This is a genomic window from Dyella psychrodurans (assembly GCF_003363265.1).
Taxonomy (GTDB): domain Bacteria; phylum Pseudomonadota; class Gammaproteobacteria; order Xanthomonadales; family Rhodanobacteraceae; genus Dyella_B; species Dyella_B psychrodurans.
The window spans coordinates 1-20,037 of record NZ_QRBF01000006.1 but is presented as its reverse complement, the minus strand read 5'-3'; the positions used below and the strand labels follow the sequence as shown (position 1 = coordinate 20,037).

Below are 20,037 nucleotides of genomic sequence, written 5' to 3'. Positions count from 1 at the left end.
CCTCATTAAGGAAATCGAGGAAGATGTGACCTATGACGAAAATAATCTACGAATAGATCTTGGCCACGTATATGCGCATCTAAACAGGGCGTGGCGCCGTAGCATGCGAGCTTTGGATAGGGGAGACCGGGACTTTGCTTCCCGGTTTCCGGATGATTTGAAGCCCATTTAGGCTGGAACTGCGATGTCCACTTCCGACCCAATGTGGACTTTGCGAACAACGCCGTATCGAACCAGTCGATAGCAGGAGGGGGTATGAGTCGAGCAGTGAAGTGTTTGACGATCGCCGCAGTGGCATGGATGGGAGTGCATGCGGCGAGATGCTTGGCAGACGAAACGACGGTCAACCGCACCAGCGATGCCAGGGAGATCTATAGCGCTTTCCTGGCTCAATGGATGGGAAAGGACGATGTGCCGATGAATGTCGCCAATACTGCGGTTCGACCCACACCGGAAGACATCAGGCAGTACAACGAATGCGCAAGCGGCGGGACGGGAAGGGCCGTCCACTGGATCACAGGCACCTCAGACTCGGATCTCAATAGCGCCCTTTCATCGTTTACGAGGGTCAAGCTGGTGGACCTCAAGCGCTGGCAGCCGGTGGACCCGGGCGACCTCATCGCGAAAGGCGGGTCGGTGGGTGCCGCCGTAAACGCGGGTATCGCCAACGGCCTAATGACGCTATCGGCGATCAGCTTCAACGAGGCGCATGACACTGCAATGCTCACGTTCTCATTCGTATGCGGTGGCCTCTGTGGTCACGGCGGTGCCGTAATGTTCAAGATGACGTCCAAAGGATGGGTGCAGGACAAACAGCCTTGTAGCAGCTGGATATCATGAATCACGAAGCGCGGAACGCAAAGATTGCATTGAAAGAGAGCGTCGTTTTGCTATGTCAGCTTTCGACCCAAGCAAGCCATTTCTTCGCACCAGCAAAAAAATGACGGAGCTTCCGCTGAGTCATGGATGCTGAGGAGCTTGCCGTGGTGACAAAGCTTTGTCAGGCTTTAACCGTTCGCCATCGAACGAAGGGGAATCTCGTTCGATTGGCCTGAAGATGCGGTCTGCGGTTTGCCGTAGAATCGGGACCAACGCGGCTTCCTATTGGAATGTAATCCTTCACCCAAACGCAAAGGAAATGTACTTATGAAGCGTGCAACTTTGTTTGCAGTTTTAGTGCTCAGCGGATGCGCCAGTGGGTATCAACAGTTCTACCACCCGATTCCGGGACGCGAGCCCGTGAATGTCTCAGCGACGCGAGTTAGCCCAAGTCCGGGTGTACCACTCATGGATCATGTTGCTGCGTATTCCCCGCAGATTGTTTCCGAATATGAAGCCCATGGCTACGCTCTAATCGGTTATTCCGCATTTACGGCAAGTACGCAACAAAGTGAAAACGGCGCGATGGCTCAGGGTCAAAAGGTCGGCGCTGATCTTGTGGTGGTTGTCAGCCCCGAATACGTCGCTTCCCAGAGGATCGTCGCTCCGCTCCCTTCACCGGGCGCCAGCAACTCCGACTCCACTGGTACGGCGCAAGTACCGGTCACGATTAACTGGTTTAAGTACGGCGCGTTGTACTTCGTAAAGGCCAGGCCGGCATCAAGCACTGCTTTCGTATCGGAAACGCCAACGAAGAGTGATGGGTTTTAAGCGACGTTCCTCAAATTCAATCGATCGGTGTGCCGATGTTTCCTGAGGGGCAATGCGTGCCATTACGCGTGGACGAGATCTTAGATGCGCCTCGTTCTTCGAACATCTATGACCTTTTGTGCGCCGGAGTTGTGTTAGCTATTGGTTGACTATGGAGCCGGTTGGGCCCCTGAGCTAAGGTCCGCTTTCGACCCGTGCCAGACATAGTGGCGGGCCTTAACTCAGGCTTTTGGGGGGCAAATGCTGTTTCGACTACTAACGGTTGCCAACGTCGCGCTGGCTCTCGCTGCGGCATGTTTCGTTTACGTCATGCTCCCCTACGCAGTCGGTGTGCATTGTGACGGTGTTCGCCAGCTCGGTCGTACATGTGGCCCCATTTCTGACGCAAACTTATTCCTGGTCGCGTTGGTCCCAGTTGCGATCATCTCTGCAATCACCTACTTCGCGTTTTGTATTAGGCATCGTCATCGCCGCACATGTCTTATCTTGCTAGTTCTTTGTCCATTAGCGATTGGTATACGTGTGCTTGTTGTTTGGGCCTCGTGAAGCCGGTATGACTGGCTAGCTGGACCGTTAAGGTCTGCTTTCGGCCCATGGGTGCCGTTAGCGGCGGCAACCTCTCCAAAACGCTTTCGTCACTTCATTAACACAGGACGACATGATGGGCCGCCCAGTTTCCCACGCCGTTAGGCTTGCACTCTTCGTCATGATCCAAGCTTGCATGCTGGCCTGCTCGTCACCTCCATCCAATGATCAGTCTGCAAGCGCGCAAGGTAATACGAGCGCGGGAACGGAAGATCAGGAGCGTGTGGCCTACGCCGCTGCCAAAGTTTTTTTAAGTGAAATCGATGCAGGGCGCTTTGAAGAAACATGGGCCAATGCAGGCCCGGCCTTGAAAGCGACAAGCAATGCCGAAGCGTGGACAGCCATCCTCCATGTAACTCGAAGCGCGTTAGGCGAGGCCAAGGATCGAAAAATCAAGGGATTCGGTTTTACGGATCACCTTGCGAACGCGCCGCCCGGTGAGTATGCGGCCATTGGCTTCGAAACCACGTTCGTGAACGCGACGGTTGAAGAGAAGGTTGTGTTTCAGAAAGATCAGGGCCAGTGGAAGGTGGTCGGCTACTTCATATCCAAGCAATTCAAGGCGCAGCTTTGAAATCGTCGGAAGGTCCGCTTTCGACCCGCAGCAGACATTCTTACTGCGGTCAAAAATCGGCTTTATCGCCAATATCAAATCCGCGTGCACTGACAGAAACCGCGCCGCAGGTATGCGATGGTGCTGTCGTCGGGCGTGCCCATCCCGATTCGATGATTACGGCACGCCCGACATGAGTGAAGTAGCGCGGATCGCCTGGGATTGCAGCCCAAACGACCCGCTGGCCACAACCAACTGAATAGAGAGTTGATCATGGTTATGTTCGATCATACGGCACGCACGCTTACGCGTGACCCCGCCAAGCCGCTTTTTGTACTACTTCACCGCCGCTCATACTGGACGGCGTCGGGCCACAATGGGCACACGTAGAAAACGGTACCGGAAAGTTCCAACACTACGTGCAGGATTTTTCCTGTAGCCCTTCGCGCCACGCGCAATACGTGGCGCGACCTACGGTAATGGACTAGGCCTATGAACAACCCCACCCACAACCTGCTCAACGCTGGAAACTACGTGCTGTCTCAAGATCACTATGACGATCTGTGCGCGATCCGCGACAAGCTGCTTCTGATGGCACAGCTTGCCGGCACTGCCACCACGAACGGCGATCACGACACCATTCTTTTCATCCGCCGCAGCTTGATCGGACAGCTCTTCGCCGATCTGAGCTTTCAGATGGGTGATGTGCTGGACACTGTCAAGCACACCACGACCCGTGTGGATCCGGGGCATGCACATTGATCGGATGAGCTTCGAGTCAGGGCAAAGTATTTTCGACAAATACTTTGCCCGCGCCGGTGCATTCACTTCAGCGACAAGGCACTTTCCCAGCGTGCATCCGATGCGGCTTCGACTTTACGCCACCAACGCTCGCCCTTATGCGGCGACGCCAGATTCAATCGCTCGCCCATACGCGGCGTGGCGAGAGGAATATCGCGTTCAACAGCCAAAGAAACGATGCGTTCGAACGGTTCCTGCCAACGATGCATGGCCAGATCGAAGGTGCCGTTGTGCACCGGCATCAGCCAGCGGCCGCGCAGATCGAGATGCGCCTGCATCGTCTGTTCCGGCTGCATGTGCACGTAAGGCCATTGCGCGTCGTAGGCGCCGGTTTCCATGAGCGTGATGTCGAAGGGCCCAAGGCGTTCGCCGATGGTTTTGAAGCCGTCGAAGTAGCCGGTGTCTCCGCTGAAGAACACGCGCAATTCGTCGTCGAAGATCGCCCACGACGCCCACAGCGTGGTGTTGCCGTCGAACGGAGTGCGGCCGGAGAAATGCTGCGCCGGCGCGGCGGTCATGCGCAGGCCGTCGATCTCGACGTTCTCCCACCAGTCGAGCTGGTGCACTTTGGATGCATCGACGCCCCATTCGATCAGTCGGTCGCCGACGCCGAGCGGAGTGAGGAAGACGTCGGTGGTGGCGGCCAACTGCTCGATGCTCCAGCGGTCGAGATGATCGTAGTGATCGTGCGACAGGATCACGCCGCGGAGCGGCGGCAGGTCGCGCAGGGCTATCGGAGGCTGATGAAAGCGCTTGGGTCCCATCCATTGGAACGGCGAAGCGCGCTCGGCAAAGACCGGATCGGTGAGCCAATAGGCGCCACGCAATTTGATCAGCATGGTGGAGTGGCCGAGCCGGTAAAGGCTGCGATCGGGCGCCGCGTCGAGCTGCGCGCGCGTGAGCGTCTGAACCGGTATCGGACTGTTCGGTTGCGTACCGGAAGGCTTGTTGAAAAGCGCGTTCCAAATGATGCGCAACATTTTCCCGACACCTTCTTGCGGACGCGGCGCCGGGTTGTGGAAACGATGGCCGCGACGCTGAGGCGAGGCCTCGTATTTGTCGGTCTTGCGGCGAGACGGTTCGGCAGTGCGCAAAAACATGGTGAATTCCTGGGTCAGGTCGGGATGCGCCAGATATGTACACTGTACAGTGTAGTTTATGGCCTTAAAAAAGTAAACTAGCCAGTGTAAAATGAGACCATGCCTAGCTTTCCCGCCACCTCCCAACGCCTCACCGACCGCAAGCGCAGTGCGATCATCGAGGCGGCCATCGACGAATTCCGGCTATCCGGTTACGAAACCACCAGCATGGACCGCATCGCCGCGCGCGCCGGGGTATCCAAGCGCACGGTCTACAACCATTTCCCCAGTAAAGAAGTGCTGTTCGCGGAGATCCTGCATCATCTGTGGCAGGCGATCTCGGGCGGTGAAGAACTGGCCTATCGCGCCGATCGTCCGTTGCGCGATCAATTGCTGGAGCTGATCGCGCAAAAGTTTCGCCTGCTCAATGACGAAGCGTTCGTCTCGCTGGCGCGCGTCGCGATCGCCGCCGGCATCCACTCACCGGAACGGGCGCACGACATGGTGGCGCGGATGAGCGAGCGCGAAGAAGGATTGACCGTGTGGATACGCGCCGCCGCCGCGGCAGGCCGCTTGAAGACGAACGATCCGGTCTTCGCTTCGCATCAGTTGCAGGGACTGATCAAAGGCTTTGCGTTCTGGCCGCAGATTACGCTGGCCCAGCCGCCGTTGGACGCCGCCGCGCAAAAGCAGGTGGCGGAGACGGCGGTGGATATGTTCCTGGCTTACTACGCTCTGTGAGCAACGTGTTCAACGGCGAGGGCATGTCGCCGGTATGTTCGTGCAACATGGCGCGCATGATTGACGATCGTCATGAAGCTTTCTTGCCAGCGCGCACTTTCGCTCGCGTAGCCGACATCGCCTTCTTCTCCAATTTGCGCTGGTTGTAATCGATCGCGGCGCGGATGAGATTTTTCAGGGCGCGCTTGTCGACCTTGTCGCCCTCGAAGAAATCGATCGCTCGCCTCGCGTTGCCTTCGAGGCCCGCGTTGAAGAGCTTGTCGGGGTCCGGAAGGCTCGCTCCATAGGCAAACGTAAGCTTCACCTTCCCTTTGTGGGCGTTGGCGACGGCGATCAAGCCATCGCGATACCACGTCGGGCTTCCCATCCACTTCCATTCCTCGATGATGTCCGGATCGGCTTCAAGAATGGCCTTGCGCATGCTGGCGAATGTCTTGCCGCGCCAGTCCGTCAGTTCCGCGATCATCTGGTCGATACGTTCCGATGGATTCATGGGTTTTATGCCTCTCATTCGGGTTGCGCGTCAGCCGGCGACTTCGGCTCGATCATAGAACGTTCTCTGTCGGCAAACTGCTTTTCGTCCGTGGCAAGCAATCGGTGCAACCGCTGCAATGCGGCCGTCGTCGATGCGTCTTTCTGGCCGAGCGTTTTGCGGGAGATGCGAATCGCACGTACAAGCTCCTCCTGCCGGCCGGCCACGCTGTCCGCATGACGAAAGCAATGCCGCAGCGTCTCGACCCAGACGGCCGGATGGTCGTCGCCGGGTGTTGCGCGCGTCAGGCGCCGATGCCATTCGACCGGTTCGGCAACGGGTGCCATGCGTGCCATGCGATCTTCGAGTACGCGCAGTTTGTGCGCGCGTTCGTCGGGTTGCGTATCGGTCGGGCACGAGGCCAGTTCGTCGAACGCGAGCAAGGCGTCCGAAAGGCGACGTCGCACCACGGACTCGGTGCGAATGGGCAGGACGAACCACGCTGTCACCACCGCGCACACTGCGCCGATAAGGATTTCCTCCAGCCGTAATTCGAGCGTGCCCGAACTTGATCGCAGGCCGGTCGCCTGCAGCAGCGAAATGACCAGCGTGGCGCTTGCCGCCCACCACGCGTAGTTGATGTTGCGCAGGCAGATGCCCACGAAAAGCACCGCAAATATCAGGATGGCCGTTTCCGTGCCATGCGGCACGAACAGATGTTGCACGAGCGCGGCCGTGATCGTTCCGCCGAGCGCGCCGCCCAGGCGCAGCAGGCCCTTGTAGAGCACGTCGCCGCGACTGGTGGCTCCCACGCACACGATGTAAACGGTCAGCACGATCCAGCTCCAGTGCTGCGGAAATCCGAGGCGCCCTATCGCGAACGCCGCCGTCAACGCGATAACCATCTGGATGGCCATGCGCGTGCTGGCGGGCATGCCCTGCGATGTGCGTTGAGGTTCCGCCACCGGGTGCTTGGCATCCTTTCGCGCTTTCATCGGCAAGCCGATTCGAATCGCATGGCGCGTCAACACGAACAGCCAGCCAAACGCCGCCGCACCCGCGATGCACACCAGGAGGATGTCGACCGGAACGCCGCCGGGTGCATTCGACCGTGCCGGCACCACGAGCACGGCGACGAGCGGTAGCGCCAGCAGGCTGCCGATGCGGCGGATTTTTTCGCCGAACCGCCGCGTCCATACCGACAGCGATACGACGGCGATGAACACCGCCGCGCCAACGACAAATGCATGGTGCAGCAGCCATCCGACCGCGGCCGCGCCAAGGGCCACAAACAGAAAGACGGCCAATTCCATCGGCAGCGATCGATCGTGGCCCGCTGCGCCGCGACGGCTTTGCGTCATCACCAGCACGGCGGACAAGATCCCCGCGTTGGCGCCTGCGTGGTAGTGCGTGGAGATGCCGTAGACCGTGCAGAACGCCGCGACCATCGCCACGATGGTGACGGCAGCGGCCGATATGTCCTCCGGGCGGAACATCGTCGTGAATGACGCGGGCAGTGCGGCGCGTTTCTGCATGATCATTCCCTTGGGGCGCATCTCCGACTCTCGTTCATCGGGTAAGACGGATCGTTGCATCTCGACCTGAAAAGCACGTGCTTCGACGGTCAGTCGTCGTCGCGATCCAACCATTCGCGACTGATGTCGATCAGCACGGCGAGGGCTCGCCGCATGCTGGCGACATCGTCTTCTCCCACACGCGCTACTAGCGCGGCGTCGACTTGTTCGCGCGCGGCAGCCTGCACCGATGCGGCGGCGCGGCCGCGTTCGGTCAGCGTGATCGTCAATTTGCGGCGGTCTTCCGGATCCACCGTGCGTTGCAGGTAACCGCGCGTCACCAGGGTGTCGACGAGTTGTCCGGCCGCCTGCTTGGAAATGCGCAACTCTTTGATGAGTTGGCCCAGAGGAACATCGCCGGCGCCCAGGGCCAGACCGCCGATCACGTAAAGACCGTTCTTGGGCAGGTCATCGTAGTCGGCGCTCTCGAGCGCCTGGCGCATGGCGATGCCATACGTGTTGCGCGCATGCCGCAGCAGTGCGGGGATGGGAATCTCGTCAAACCATGGCTTGGGCTCGGTCATGGGGTGGAAGATATAGTCCGATATCTTGATTGTCAAATAAATTGACTATTTCAAGAAGACGTTTTCCCCAGCCCGCAACCGGCAGGTTCGACAGGCCTATTCCAGAATTTTCCTGCGCGCCAAACAAAAGGCCCCCGCCATGGGCGAGGGCCTTCGGTGAACGTGCCAACCGATCTCAATGACCGTAGAGCACTTCCTGGATGATGATGCCGGTCGCGACGGCTACCAGCACGAACTGCCCGTCGTCGCCGCGAACCCAGCGATAACCCGGGCGCGGTGCGTAAAGGTGGTAGCGCTCGTAATCGTCGACGTAATAGTCCGGGCCCCTATAACGTTCGGGGAGGCGATCGCCGCGTCCGTAGTGCTTGTCCCAACCACCATGGCGGCCATGGTCATGATCGTAATGATCATGATCGTAGTGATCGTGGTCGTAACCGTGATCGTGATCGCGGTCGTCGTGGCCATGACCGTGATCGTCCTGGCCCCATCCCTGGCCGTGATCGTGATCTTGATCCTGTATCGGGGCCGCAAATGCGTTGATCGATATGGCAAAAGCGGACATGGTTGCCACAGCGGTTAAAAAGCGTTTCATGCAGAGTCTCCCTGGTTTGAGTCAGCCAACCCTCGTGCCATCTGAAAAGCGCGGGTAGCGGCTGCGGGAGTCAGACTAGCGGAAGAACCTGAATGGCGATTTTCCTTACGAACAAATCGCAAAAAGCCGCTAGACAATCGTTCATAAATACGGTTGCCGTGAGATTTTGATCACAAGAAGCTTGTGATGGACATCGTTGTTCGGCTTCGCCAGTGCATCTGGTTCTACCGCCCTGCACGTTCTCGACTTCCGACACTGTCGCGACATGGCGCTGACGCCTCGACACTTTGTCCTGTTCCGATGATGGCAATGATTCGTGCATGGAACCGTCATGCACGAACGACGAACGCGGCAATCGCATGACAAAGCATCAAGCGCATGTGAAAGCGGAGCGCGTCATGGATGCGTTCGATGCCATTCGTGCGAGTATCGATCACGGCGCTGTCATCATGGTGCATGTTTCGTCATGCGATGAATCGGTGACGCATTGATCATCGCATCGACGTCGTGCGTCTTTCGTCGCACGAATGCAACCTTGTGTATCTAAGGTCGCTGCACTACTCGTGTAACGACGGATGGTGTGGTCATGACTTCGATGGATCGCCGCAGATTCCTGCAACTGATGGCCAGCACGACCGCTGCAAGCATGCTTCCGATGAGCATCGCGCGCGCACTGGAAATTCCTGCCAACCGGCGCACCGGCTCGATCGAGGATGTCGAGCACATCGTCGTGCTGATGCAGGAGAACCGTTCTTTCGATCACTATTTCGGATCGCTGCGCGGCGTTCGCGGATTCGGCGATCCGCGTCCGGTGAATCTGCCCTCGGGCAATCCGGTGTGGTACCAGCCCGATGGTTCGAGCTACGTGCTTCCGTTCCATCCGACGGCACCGGACATGGGGCTGCAGTTTCTGGAAGATCTCGCCCACGACTGGAGCACCACGCACGCGGCCTGGAATCAAGGCAACTACGATCAATGGGTGCCGAGCAAGGGCACCACGACGATGGCGTATCTCACGCGCGAGGACATCCCTTTCCACTACGCGCTCGCCGATGCCTTCACCATCTGCGATGCCTACCATTGTTCGCTGATGGGGCCGACCGATCCGAACCGCTATTACATGTGGACGGGTTGGGTCGGCAACGACGGTACCGGCGGCGGTCCGGTGATCGACAATGCCGAAGCGGGCTATTCGTGGTCGACGTATCCGGAAGTGCTGCAGAAGGCGGGCATCTCCTGGAAGATCTACCAGGACGTCGGCACGGGCTTGGACGCAGCCGGTTACTGGGGTTGGACGGACGACGCGTATATCGGCAACTACGGCGACAACTCGCTGCTGTACTTCTTCCAGTATCGCAACGCGCAACCCGGCAGCCCGCTGTATCAAGGCGCGCGCACCGGCACCAATATCTCCGCCGGCGGTACGCTGTTCGACCAACTGCGCAGCGACGTGCTCGGCAACACCTTGCCGCAGGTTTCGTGGATCGCTGCTCCCGAAGCGTACACCGAGCATCCGAACTGGCCGGCCAACTACGGTGCGTGGTATGTGTCGCAGGTGCTCGATGCGTTGACCAGCAATCCGGAGGTCTTCAGCAAAACCGCGCTCTTCATCACCTTCGACGAAAACGACGGCTTCTTCGATCACATGGTGCCGCCGTGCGTGCCGCCCTCCAGCGCGCAGGGCCAGTCGACCGTATCGACGGTCAACGAAATCTTCCCGGGCAATTCGGACTATGCGGCGGGCCCTTATGGCATGGGGCCGCGCGTGCCGATGCTGGTGATATCGCCATGGAGCAAGGGCGGTTGGGTGTGCTCGGAGGTGTTCGATCACACCTCGATCATCCGCTTCATCGAACGACGCTTCGAGCGAAGCTATCCGAATGTGCAGGAGTCCAACATCACGGCATGGCGACGCACGGTGGCGGGCGATCTGACCTCCGCGTTCGATTTCTCCAAGCCCGACGGTGCGCAGCCGTCGTTGCCGAGCACGAACGCGTACGCGCCGCCGGACAACGTGCGTCACCCCGACTACTCGCCGATGCCTCCGACGGATCAGTCGCTGCCGGATCAGGAGCCGGGACTGAGGCCGGCTCGCGCGCTGCCCTATGCGCTGCAGGCCATCGGCCGCGCGGACGGCACGGGTGTCTTCGCCATCGACTTCATCAACAACGAGGGACGCGCCGGTGCGTGTTTCCATGTGCGTTCGGCCAATCTGCCGAACGGTCCGTGGTATTACACCGTGGAAGCGGGCAAGTCGCTTTCCGCCACGTGGTCCGTGCAAGGTGCGTACGATCTGGGCGTGCACGGCCCCCATGGTTTCGTGCGCCATTTCAAGGGCGATCTTTCGACGGGCAAGACGACGTTGCGCGTGGTCAGTCGCTACGATCGCAGCGATGCCAGCGTGGTGCTGACGCTGGCGAACGAGGGCCGCGATTTCTGCAACGCTTCCGTCGAGAACCTCTATGACGGCGAATCCATCGCCTATACGCTGGAACCCGGAAAGCGCATCGAGCGGAAGTGGTATCTCGGCGCCAGCTACGGCTGGTACGACCTGATCGTGCGTTCCGATGCCGAAAACGGATTCGTCCAGCGCCTGGCCGGTCACGTGGAGACCGGCGAGCCGGGTGTCAGCGACCCGGCCATCGCACAGCCGCGTTGGCGCAACCTCCGCAATCCCTGACGAAAGTGCCTTCGGGCGAGCCCAGACCTGATCGGAATGGGCGGTAGCGCGCGTTTTCCCCGCTTCCCGGCATGGGGCGGGGAAGGTAAGGTACGCGCGGGGCCACAGGGGCATACGCATGAGACGACAAGCGCGAGCGCATTCCATGGCGGGGGATGGACACGCCGCCGACTCGGCGTCGTCGCTGGCCATGCCGGACGGCCAGCTTCTGTTCCTGCGCGACTGGCCGAATCGCTCGGCGCGCGATGCGGTGTTGATCGTGCATGGCCTGGGCGAACACAGCGGGCGCTACGAAGAACTGGCGCAGTGGTTTCTCGCGCGTGGATACGCGGTGCGCAGTTACGATCAGCGCGGCCATGGCCACACGCGAGGTCAGCGCTCCGCGTTGCGTCGCAGTGACGACCTGCTGCAGGACCTCGCCCATGTCTACAAGGATTACGCCAAGAGTTTCGGGCGGGCGCCGCTGCTGCTGGGACACAGCATGGGTGGCGCGGTGGCGTTGCGCGCCGTGCTCGATGGCCGTGTCGAACCGCCGTCGCTGATCCTTTCGTCGCCTGCCTTGCGCGCTTACGAGGCACCTTGGCTGCGCAAGCTGGCCGCCGTGCTGAGTCGCGTGATGCCGAACCTGCCGTTGCGCAGCGGATTGTCGCTGGAAGGGCTGTCGCATGACGCGAAAGTCATCGAGGACTATCGCAACGATCCGCTCTGCAGCGGATGGGTCACGCCGCGCATGGCCGATTTCATTTTCCGGGCGGGCGCCAGCAGCATTGCCGATGCGTGGCGTTTGCGCGTGCCCACGCTATTGCTGGTTGCCGGCAGCGATCGACTGGTCGATCCCTCCGGCAGTCGCGATTTCGCGGCGGGTGCATGGGCCACGAAACAGCTCACCAGCCGGTTCTTCGACACGCTTTACCATGAGCTCTTCAATGAAACCGAAACCGGGCGGCATCAGGTTCTGGCGCAATTGGCGGAGTGGTTGCGGCGCCAACCCGCGCCGTAAAACGAACGCGGCCGCTACAGCGCCTTGCGATACACCACGAAGCCCGATTTCTGCGCCACCTTGTCGTACAGCTGCATGGCCGTCGCATTCGTTTCGTGCGTATGCCAATACACGCGTGCGCAGCCTGCCTGCATGGCGCGTCGATAGACCGCTTCGATCAGTGCACGCCCGATGCCCATGCCGCGAGCACTCTCGTCGGTGAACAAATCCTGCAGATAGCAGCTCGGCTCGATCTGGATGGTGCTGCGATGGAAGAGATAGTGCGCAAGTCCCAGCAGCCTGCCTTCGTGCTCGGCGACCAGCGCGTGCACCGGTTCATAGGCGTCGAAAAAACGAGACCACGTCATCCGGGTGATGTCCGCCGGCAGTGCGGTTGCGCCGCTTCGACCGTAAAAGGCGTTGTAGCCATCCCATAGCGGAAGCCATAAGGAGAAATCCTCCTTCGTTACGGGTCTGATGATGGCGGATTGGCTCATGCAGGTTCCTGCGGCGTGTTGATGGCGTCCTGCATGCGGGGCATGCTGCGCGGATCGATACTTCGATTATGGAGTCATGGCGACGATGACGTTGGAGCAGGCGCTCAAGGAGCTTGAGCAGGATCGTTCGTTATTCGCGCCGGATCAACTGCGCCGCCGCGTCGAGGCACTCGATCGCCTGGAAACCTGGCTTATCCATGCGCCGGATCTGGCAGACGATCAGGCTGCCGCGCGTCATCGCAGGATCGAAGCGATGGCGACCGATCTGGAAGCGGTGAACCGGGCGCTGTATCAATCGTTGCGCCAGGACATCCGGCAGGGCCGCGGTGCCGAAGCGTTGTCCGGATGGTCGCGCGAGTTGGTGGGGCAGGAAGTGCGCGGGGAAGGTTATGACTGTCTGGATGCGCTTGTCAGTGGCGTACTCCAGTTGGATGAGCCCGATGCAAACAGTGCCGATTTGGCGTCGGAGATGGTTTTCTACCAGCCCACGCCGGCGCGCCACATCTTCGACTTCATCCATCGCGCGAGGCTGACTGAACGAGACGTTTTGCTCGATATGGGCTCGGGGCTGGGTCACGTGTCCCTGATCAGCGCCATCTGCACGCCCGCGCGTTGCGTGGGTGTCGAGCTGGAGGACGCCTACGTCGCTTCTGCCAGCAAGAGTGCGGACGCACTGAACATCCGCCATGTGGCATTCGTTCGCGCCGATGCGCGATCCGTTGATTTTTCGTCTGCAACAGTCTTCTATCTCTACACGCCATTCACCGGGTCGGTGCTGCGGCACGTGCTGGACAGTCTGAAGCGCGAAGCCGCCACGCGCGATATTCGCGTCTGCACGCTCGGGCCCTGCACCCCCATGGCAGGCGCGGAGCCGTGGCTGGACGCCGATGGCGACAGGCGTGAGGATCGAGTCGTCATCTTTCGTTCCTTGTAGCCGCGTGCCTTGGCTGGATCGAAAGACAAGGCACGGGCCATCCGCTGATACAAAAGCGTCGCGACATGTCCACGGCAGTCGCGACGCAAAAAGCTACCCACAGCTTGTCGTTATAAGCGCGGTCCGCCCCGTTTGAAGGCGCCGGAAATCAGCGACAACAGGAACAGCACGATGAAGATGAAGAAAAGAATCTTGGCGATGCTGGCTGCGCCGGCGGCGATTCCACCAAAACCGAATACGGCAGCGATGATGGCAATAACGAAAAATACGGCGGCCCAGTAAAGCATGACGATCTCCTTCGGGGCGGGGTAAGCCGGGGATAGCGCAAATCGATGGTGTGCGTGCCGGCGTCGAGTGCCTGACACGGCCGATTCGATCAATCGCCCCGTGAACGAATTGTCCACGGCCCATGGAACGGTTCAGCGAAGTGAACCGTCGAGGCCTTCAATCGTGATGATGGCCGACGCTCAATCCGAGGGGGCGGTATCGTCGTGCCGTATGAGAGCGGCAGCATGAATAGGCACGTTTCGCACGGATGGTGCCCTTCCGCATGCCCGGCTATGCGGTGATAACGAAGTTCCTATGCCCCCGCACCAGCCCGAACGTGCCTCGATATGGCGCGTGCTGGTGCGGGGCCTTCGTGTCGCGCGATGGCGATTAATGTTGAGTGCTGCCTTTGGTGCTTATCTGGCGCTCAAATTCGCGAACCTGCTTTTCGGCTTCGGCATGCGCCATGCCGTAACGTTGTTCGAGTTTTCCGGTGAGATATTCCGCGCTCCCGTCGCTGACCTTCAGGTCATCGTCGGTGAGTTTTCCCCAATGCTGCTTGATGTTTCCGGAAAGTTGCTTCCATTGACCACGGATCACATCTTGGCTCGGATTCATGACAGTACCTCTTTTTGGAGCGATCGCACGCATAGCATGTACGCGTGGGCGGATTCACATCGAACACATGCGCTCGATGCAGTCACGGATTCGAACACGCTTGGCGTGAATCATTCGTGCCAGGTTTGTGCATGGCATGCGCATGCATTCATGTAGATGAAGACGCGCGCGCACCGGTTTGCGCAACGGCTGAGCGACCGTTGTGTGATGAGTGCGTTGGATTGGTATTAGCGCGCCGTGCGCGTTCTGTTACGGTGCGGTTGCCGGTGCTTGCGTTGAAACGTCGGCGGGCAAATCGCCGATCATGCGCGTTGCGAGGCCGTCATAGTTGTAATCGAAGTGATGATCGCCCGGCATTTCGTAAACTTTGACCCAGCCGGGAAGTTTCGGATCGTTGCATACGGTGTCGTCGCTGTCGTCCTTGCCGTAGTAGCACACGACCGGCGGCTTGTTCTGCAATGCATCGATGCGCGGCAGCGCCGGATAGTGCTGCACCGGATTCATCCATTCCATGATGGCCTTGGTGTGCGTCTTGAGCCAGTTCTCCGTCATGTAGCCTTCCAGCTCGACTTCGAAGTTGACATCCTGGCTGGGCGAGAGCAGCACCAGTTGCGAAATGCGCGCGCGGTTGGCGGGGCTTAGTTTGTCGACGATGGTCGGCAGCACGTCGGCGCCGAACGAGAAGCCGATCAGCCACACTTTCTGCTTGTGCCAGGCCGTGGTGTATTGCGTGATCAGCGCGTCGAGATCCTTCGCCGAATCCTCCGGCGAGCGATTGCGCCAATAGTAGGAAAGGCAGCTCACGCCCAGTACCGGTATGCCGCGTGCGACGAGTCGACTGCCAACCTGCTTGTCCAGATCGCGCCAGCCGCCGTCGCCGGAATAGAACACGGCGAGCACGTCGTCATGGCCGGCGGGCGCCGGCGCGGTGGCGGGCAGCTTGACGGTGGCGTCTTCAAGGCTCGGACGCGGAAACGGCTTCCAGACGATCAATGCGGCAGCAATCGCCACGCACACGATCAACACAGCGATGATACGCACTTTCATCGACGCACAACTCCGGTAAGTCCGCCCGAGATCAGGCTGGCGACATTGGTGAGCACCACCGGCAGCGCGATACCGCCCGGTACCGCCATGTAGCGCGGTTCCCATTCCGGATCGAACTTGTCCTTGTAGCGGTGCAGACCCTGGAAATTATAGAAGCGTTCGCCGCGCCCGAAGATCAGCGCGCCGAACCGGTTCCACAGCGGTGCCTGGCGTCGGCTCTGCAATCCGGACAACGGCGCCATGCCCAGATTGAACCAGCGGTAGCCCTGGCTCCTGGCCCACAGCATCAGTTCCACGAACAGATAATCCATCAGGCCGATCGGGCCGTCCGGCAACTGCCGCATCAGATCCACCGACGCCTCTTCCATGCTCTCGGTCAGGAGCATGTTGGCGAAGGCCACGGGCTTGTCGTCCTGCCACACTACCGCCATCGGCGTGCGGCAGAGATAGCGTTCGTCGAACGCGCCGAGCGAAAAGCCTTTCTCGCGGACGCGCTTGTCGCGCAGCCATGCATCGGAAACCGGCTTCAGTTGCGGCAGCAGGGCGGGCACCCGGTCGGTGGGCACGATCTCCAGGCGCAATCCGTCGCGGCTCAATTTGTTGACGGTGTTGCGCAGGTTCTTCTTCGATTTGCCGTCGAGATTGAAGTGCTCGAGCTTGACGCGCGCTTCCTCGCCAACCTTCAGCAGGCTCATGCCCACTTCCAGATACAGATCCAGATCGTCAGGATTGACCTGATAAAACACCGGCCAGCCGCCGCCGCGTTCGCAGCGCTCGCGGAAGGTCCACACCAGCTCCTGCCTTGCAAGGTCATCGCGGCCCACGGGATCGCCCATCGCCACCCAGCTGCGGCCTTCGATGCCGTACATGATGAAGGCCTTGCCGTCGGGATCGAACAGCAGGCTCTTGTCGCCCATCAGGGCGAGGTGTGCTTGCGCGGAGGTGAACTGCTTGATCAACGGAAGCGCGCGGGCCAGCTCGGCATCGTCCGGCAGCGTGGGGCGCAACCGGGCCGAGCGGATCAGCGTGGTGAGGGCGAACAGCAACGCCACGCCGGTGGCGCCGACCAGCGAGCGCAAGGAGCGCGGCGCGTTGCCGTGATAGAAACTGAATTGCCACCACAGATCGCGGCTGTATTCGACGTGCTGATAACTGAAGAACACCAGCCACACCGTGCAGCCCAGCACGGTCGCGCAGGCCAGCAGCCATCCGAATGAAAACGTCACCTCGAACATCGAAGCGCGCCGATAGAACAAGCGGTGTGCGGGCGCCAGCGCGACGGCAAGCAGGATCAGCAATCCCGCTTCTTCGTAATCGATGCCTTTGAGCAGCGACGCCACGGCGCCGGCGATCAGCAACACCAGCGTCAACCAATACGCGGCATCCAGCCGGCGCTGCAGCCCGCGCGCGAGAATGAGCAGCGACATGCCGATCACGCTGGCGAGAAAGTGCGAAACCTCCAGCACCGGCAGCGGCAGCAGATCGCTGAGCAGCTCCATGCGTCCCGGCAGTGCGGCGGTTGCGCCGGAAAACAGCAGCACGGCGCCGGAGACCAGCGTGAGTCCCGCGAAGAACGGCGGCAGCAAGCCGTTGAACCACGGCGAAAGCAAGGCGGCCTGGCGCAGTCCGCGCGCCTCGCGAATGACTACAGCGACAGCCGCCGCGCAGAGCGGAAGCAGATAGTAGACGCCACGATACGCGGCCAGTGCGCCGAGAATCGGTGCCGACAGCGCGTGATTTCCGGTCGCGCCGAAGCCCGCGAGCATCACCGCCTCGAACACGCCGAGACCGCCCGGCACGTGGCTGATCAATCCCGCGATTTGCCCCAGCGCGAAAATGGCGAGGAACGAACCGAAGTGCAGCACCAGCGCACCGGGCATCAGGGCATACAGCACCGCCGCAGCCAGGCCCCAGTCGAGCGCGCCGACAAAGATCTGGCGCAAACCGACGGTGATGGGAGGAAGACGCACATCCCATCGCCACAACTTGATGGGGCGGCGGAGCAACGCGCCGCCCAGCAGCCAGAGTGCAGGAATGAGGCAGAGTCCCGCGCCGAGCAGCAGGTGCGCGTGCGCCAGCGGCAGGCCGGGCGGCATCGGTACCAGCAATAGCGTCACGCCCGTGATGGTCAACAGGCCCAGCCAGAAACTGATCGTGCAGAACAGCACGACCTTGGCGACTTCCATCGTCGTCAGGCCTGCCTGAATGTAGAAGCGATAGCGAATCGAACCGGACACCAGCATCGCCATGCCCAGCGTGTTGCTGAAGGCGTAGCTGATGAAGGAAATCAGCGCCACGCGCGGCTTGGGCAACTTGCGGCCGATCGCGCTGAGCGCGAACAGGTCGTAGAGCGGCATCACCGCGTAGCCGAGCGCCGTCAGCACGATCGCCTGGCCGATGCGTCCGCGTCGCAGGCTGTGCATGTACTCGCCGACCTGGTGGTAGCTCACCGCGCCCGCCAGGCGATAAAGCGCCCACAGCGCCAGGCAAAGCATCAACACCGACAGGGCCGGGCCACCGAATCGACGCAACCAGACCGGGCCTGGCCGGCTCAGTGCATCTTCCTGGCTAAGGACTTCGGCCCCGCCTTGCTGCTCCACGCTGACACTGCCTCTCGATTCCCCGGATCGCGATGGTGCCATACCGGGCATTGCAGGTAACGACTCGCGACGCCGTGTGCAGGCTTATTCGCGATCGTCCTATATCCAACAACAAAAGGGCGCCCATCGGGGCGCCCCGGTGTACATCTTGTCAGCGAGGCTCAGCTCTTCTTGACTTCGAACGTCTTGCTGGCGACCTGCTTGCCGTCGAGCAGGATGTCCACTTCGTACTTGCCTTCCGGCCACAGATCCGGGTTCACCACGCGGAAGGTGGTGGTGGCCGGACCGTCGGCGACGATCGACTGGCTCACGCTGTTCACCATCTTGCTGCCGCCTTCCAGGTAGCTCCACTTCGCATTGAGCGTGGAGCCCGGCGTGCTGCCCGTGGTGTCGACGCTCACGTAGAGGGTCTTCTGGTTCGGGGCGAAGGTGGTGACTTCCTTGCGCACCTTGTGGTCGGCGGTGACGGTGTCGCCCAGCGTGACCGTGCTCACCTGGAACGCGCCGCTGTTGGCGGCAGGCGTAGCGGCGGCGGCGGGAGCGGTGCTGGCCGGTGCCGGCATCGCTGCGGGAGCGGCGGCGGTATGCGCCGGAGCCGGCGCGGCGGCCGTGGCGGCAGGAGCCGGCGTGGCGGAGGCGGTGCTCGCGGCGGCCGGTGCCGTGCTGGAAGCGGCCGGCTGGTTCGCGGGCTGCTGCTCGTTCTTGCCGCAGGCGCTGAGCGCCAGCAGGCCGGCAAACGTGACGCTGTAAAGGGCGGCGGAACGTGCGGAGAGTTTCATGGGCGGGATTCCGAAAATAAGGGAGCAGTAAAAACCGGAGGTTGTCGGCTTCGGCCAGCTCCGAAGGCTAGCGCCGCCGATCTGAAGTGCCGATGACCGGGGCGGCAGAGTGTACCGGTTTGTGACGCTATTGCCTTGCGCCGCGCAGGTTTTCCGGCTGGGTCTTTTCAGTACTGCGAAATGGGTTGATATCCAGGCCCCCGCGGCGGGTGTAGCGCGCATACACGCTGAGCCGTTCCGGTGCGCAGCGCGCCATCACGTCGACGAAGATGCGCTCCACGCATTGCTCGTGGAATTCGTTGTGCGTACGGAAGGACACTAAATAGCGCAGCAGGCCTTCGCGATCGATCGGGCTGCCGCGATAGGCAATCTGCACGCTGCCCCAATCGGGCTGGCCGGTGACCGGGCAGTTGGAGCGCAGCAGGTCCGAGACCAGGGTCTCTTCGACCACGTCGGCGTTTTTGTCCGTGCGCAGATAGTCCGCCTTCGGCGGGCCGTAGTCGTCGATCTTCACGGGCAAGCCGTCGATGGATTCGCCCGCCAGATCGGCAAAGCTGTGCTGCGCCGTGCGCGGCGCGTGGATGTGCACCATCACCGGCGCACCCGCGGCGCGCGACAGATCATGCTGCAGCAGGGCGCTCAGGGCGGCGGCATTGGCCAGCGGCTCCTGCGCGAAACCGTTGAGATACAGCTTGAACGACTTGGATTCGATGATGTTCGGCGAATGCGCCGGCACGTGGAATTCAGCCACGGCCGCGACCGGTTTGCCGTGCATGTCCAGCCAGGACAGTTCGTAGGCATTCCAGATGTCCACGCCCTGGAACGGCAATGGCTCGCTGACGCCGATCTCGTCGCGCTTGGCCTGGCGCGGAATCGGAAACAGCAGGCTGGGGTCGTAACGGTCGGCGTAGGCGGTGTGCTTGCCGAGCGGGGAATGTTCGGGGGTACTCATCCACCTATTTTAAAAGGAAGCGCCTTCCTTCGGGATGCTCTGATCCATTCTTCGCAGGCGGCATGATGCCCAGAAGGCCCGCAGGCTGTGTTGCACGGCGCCGGGAAGACTGG

At 61.0% G+C, this 20,037-nt stretch carries 21 protein-coding genes; 9 read left to right on the top strand and 12 right to left on the bottom strand.

All coding sequences use genetic code 11. The features are described from left to right. The first annotated feature begins 255 nt into the window (after positions 1-255). The 4 genes from DWU99_RS15225 to DWU99_RS15210 all read left to right on the top strand — a co-directional run bounded on the left by DWU99_RS15225 (position 256) and on the right by DWU99_RS15210 (position 3,550). A complete protein-coding gene (locus DWU99_RS15225) occupies positions 256-840 on the top strand; it encodes a hypothetical protein (RefSeq protein ID WP_115478934.1) in 585 nt (194 codons plus the stop codon). Positions 841-1,146: 306 nt separating this feature from the next. Continuing rightward, positions 1,147-1,650 (top strand): hypothetical protein, encoded by a 504-nt coding sequence (locus DWU99_RS20820; protein WP_147292938.1) that lies wholly within the window; start codon positions 1,147-1,149, stop codon positions 1,648-1,650. A 661-nt stretch (positions 1,651-2,311) separates the two neighbouring features. Beyond that, on the top strand, positions 2,312-2,809 hold the full coding sequence (locus DWU99_RS15215) for a DUF4019 domain-containing protein (RefSeq protein WP_233511162.1): 498 nt from the start codon (positions 2,312-2,314) through the stop codon (positions 2,807-2,809). Positions 2,810-3,280: 471 nt separating this feature from the next. Then, positions 3,281-3,550 (top strand): XAC0095 family protein, encoded by a 270-nt coding sequence (locus tag DWU99_RS15210; protein WP_115478931.1) that lies wholly within the window; start codon positions 3,281-3,283, stop codon positions 3,548-3,550. A 62-nt stretch (positions 3,551-3,612) separates the two neighbouring features. Here the strand turns inward: DWU99_RS15210 and DWU99_RS15205 are convergent, their stop codons facing one another. Continuing rightward, a complete protein-coding gene (locus tag DWU99_RS15205) occupies positions 3,613-4,689 on the bottom strand; it encodes an MBL fold metallo-hydrolase (RefSeq protein WP_115478930.1) in 1,077 nt (358 codons plus the stop codon). Between the two features lie 99 nt (positions 4,690-4,788). Between DWU99_RS15205 and DWU99_RS15200 the strand changes: the two genes are divergently transcribed. Beyond that, positions 4,789-5,409: a TetR/AcrR family transcriptional regulator gene (locus DWU99_RS15200; protein ID WP_115478929.1), complete on the top strand. Its 621-nt coding sequence runs from the start codon at positions 4,789-4,791 to the stop codon at positions 5,407-5,409. A gap of 70 nt (positions 5,410-5,479) precedes the next feature. On the opposite strand, the gene DWU99_RS15195 is transcribed toward DWU99_RS15200, so the two are convergent. The 4 genes from DWU99_RS15195 to DWU99_RS15180 form a co-directional block, all read right to left on the bottom strand. Then, complete coding sequence (locus tag DWU99_RS15195) at positions 5,480-5,902, bottom strand: DUF1801 domain-containing protein (RefSeq protein WP_115478928.1); 423 nt, start codon at positions 5,900-5,902, stop codon at positions 5,480-5,482. A 14-nt stretch (positions 5,903-5,916) separates the two neighbouring features. After that, positions 5,917-7,416: an FUSC family protein gene (locus tag DWU99_RS15190; RefSeq protein WP_158543300.1), complete on the bottom strand. Its 1,500-nt coding sequence runs from the start codon at positions 7,414-7,416 to the stop codon at positions 5,917-5,919. 89 nt (positions 7,417-7,505) lie between these two features. Next, positions 7,506-7,979 carry a MarR family winged helix-turn-helix transcriptional regulator gene (locus DWU99_RS15185; RefSeq protein ID WP_115478926.1) on the bottom strand — a complete coding sequence of 158 codons (474 nt, stop codon included), beginning with the start codon at positions 7,977-7,979 and terminating at the stop codon, positions 7,506-7,508. 175 nt (positions 7,980-8,154) lie between these two features. After that, positions 8,155-8,571: an RcnB family protein gene (locus DWU99_RS15180; RefSeq protein ID WP_199535816.1), complete on the bottom strand. Its 417-nt coding sequence runs from the start codon at positions 8,569-8,571 to the stop codon at positions 8,155-8,157. Positions 8,572-8,930: 359 nt separating this feature from the next. Between DWU99_RS15180 and DWU99_RS21360 the strand changes: the two genes are divergently transcribed. From DWU99_RS21360 to DWU99_RS15170, 3 genes are all read left to right on the top strand, one after another. Continuing rightward, positions 8,931-9,062 carry a hypothetical protein gene (locus DWU99_RS21360; protein ID WP_267897531.1) on the top strand — a complete coding sequence of 44 codons (132 nt, stop codon included), beginning with the start codon at positions 8,931-8,933 and terminating at the stop codon, positions 9,060-9,062. Between the two features lie 95 nt (positions 9,063-9,157). After that, positions 9,158-11,251, top strand: coding sequence for a phosphocholine-specific phospholipase C (locus tag DWU99_RS15175; protein ID WP_115478925.1), 2,094 nt, complete (start codon positions 9,158-9,160; stop codon positions 11,249-11,251). 118 nt (positions 11,252-11,369) lie between these two features. Further along, on the top strand, positions 11,370-12,251 hold the full coding sequence (locus DWU99_RS15170) for an alpha/beta hydrolase (protein WP_115478924.1): 882 nt from the start codon (positions 11,370-11,372) through the stop codon (positions 12,249-12,251). A 14-nt stretch (positions 12,252-12,265) separates the two neighbouring features. On the opposite strand, the gene DWU99_RS15165 is transcribed toward DWU99_RS15170, so the two are convergent. Next, on the bottom strand, positions 12,266-12,727 hold the full coding sequence (locus DWU99_RS15165) for a GNAT family N-acetyltransferase (protein WP_115478923.1): 462 nt from the start codon (positions 12,725-12,727) through the stop codon (positions 12,266-12,268). A 76-nt stretch (positions 12,728-12,803) separates the two neighbouring features. Here DWU99_RS15165 and DWU99_RS15160 point away from each other — a divergent pair, with 76 nt between their 5' ends. Next, positions 12,804-13,661 (top strand): class I SAM-dependent methyltransferase, encoded by an 858-nt coding sequence (locus DWU99_RS15160; RefSeq protein WP_115478922.1) that lies wholly within the window; start codon positions 12,804-12,806, stop codon positions 13,659-13,661. A gap of 110 nt (positions 13,662-13,771) precedes the next feature. Here the strand turns inward: DWU99_RS15160 and DWU99_RS15155 are convergent, their stop codons facing one another. The 6 genes from DWU99_RS15155 to queF all read right to left on the bottom strand — a co-directional run bounded on the left by DWU99_RS15155 (position 13,772) and on the right by queF (position 19,924). Beyond that, positions 13,772-13,948, bottom strand: coding sequence for a DUF1328 domain-containing protein (locus DWU99_RS15155; RefSeq protein ID WP_115478921.1), 177 nt, complete (start codon positions 13,946-13,948; stop codon positions 13,772-13,774). Between the two features lie 370 nt (positions 13,949-14,318). After that, complete coding sequence (locus DWU99_RS15150) at positions 14,319-14,546, bottom strand: CsbD family protein (RefSeq protein ID WP_115478920.1); 228 nt, start codon at positions 14,544-14,546, stop codon at positions 14,319-14,321. A 249-nt stretch (positions 14,547-14,795) separates the two neighbouring features. Continuing rightward, a complete protein-coding gene (locus DWU99_RS15145; protein ID WP_115478919.1) occupies positions 14,796-15,593 on the bottom strand; it encodes a virulence factor family protein in 798 nt (265 codons plus the stop codon). After that, the gene (gene mprF / locus DWU99_RS15140) at positions 15,590-18,193 is read right to left on the bottom strand and encodes a bifunctional lysylphosphatidylglycerol flippase/synthetase MprF (RefSeq protein ID WP_233511161.1); all 2,604 of its coding nucleotides are present in this window, start codon (positions 18,191-18,193) and stop codon (positions 15,590-15,592) included. The genes DWU99_RS15145 and mprF overlap by 4 nt, the downstream gene beginning before the upstream one ends. Positions 18,194-18,354: 161 nt before the next feature. Beyond that, positions 18,355-18,972, bottom strand: coding sequence for a hypothetical protein (locus DWU99_RS21015; protein ID WP_158543298.1), 618 nt, complete (start codon positions 18,970-18,972; stop codon positions 18,355-18,357). A 127-nt stretch (positions 18,973-19,099) separates the two neighbouring features. Beyond that, complete coding sequence (gene queF / locus DWU99_RS15125) at positions 19,100-19,924, bottom strand: NADPH-dependent 7-cyano-7-deazaguanine reductase QueF (protein ID WP_115478915.1); 825 nt, start codon at positions 19,922-19,924, stop codon at positions 19,100-19,102. Between the last annotated feature and the right edge of the window lie 113 nt (positions 19,925-20,037).